Annotated in this window: 1 protein-coding gene; it reads right to left on the bottom strand. The window is 31.1% G+C overall.

Annotated elements, in window-relative coordinates; all coding sequences use genetic code 11:
- Positions 1-91 precede the first annotated feature (91 nt).
- A partial coding sequence (locus HMPREF2801_RS02700) for an IS3 family transposase (RefSeq protein ID WP_148130062.1) occupies positions 92-450 on the bottom strand: 359 nt, incomplete at its 5' end.

Genomic DNA, 450 nt, shown 5'->3' with positions numbered 1-450 from the left:
GTGACCCCATAAAGTTGGACCTAATACCAGGACTGGTAGTTTACTAGTTCTGGTATTATTTTATTACTTTCCACCCCTAGGGGTGGAATTTTTATGCTGCATTCTTTTCTCTATATTCCACTGGACTTAAATATCCTAATTTTTCTTTTATTCTATCTTTATTGTAATATTCCATATATTCTTCTATTGTTTCTTTTAATTCTTCATATGAATAGAATTTTTTGCCATAGTATATTTCTTGTTTTAGTATTCCAAAGAAGTTTTCCATTGGGGAGTTATCTAGACAATTGCCTTTTCTTGACATTGATTGGGTTATTCCTTTGGCTTCAAGTTTTGATGTGTATTGTTTTACTTGATAAGCCCAGCCTTGGTCTGAATGAAAGACTCTTTCTTCTTTATTTATATTTGTTACTTCTATTGCTTTGTCTAAGGCTTTTAGTATTGGTTTTA

The sequence above is a fragment of the Peptoniphilus sp. HMSC062D09 genome, from assembly GCF_001811425.1.
Taxonomy (GTDB): domain Bacteria; phylum Bacillota; class Clostridia; order Tissierellales; family Peptoniphilaceae; genus Peptoniphilus_A.
Note: the sequence above shows the minus strand (reverse complement) of the source record. Positions and strands in the feature narration are given on the sequence as shown.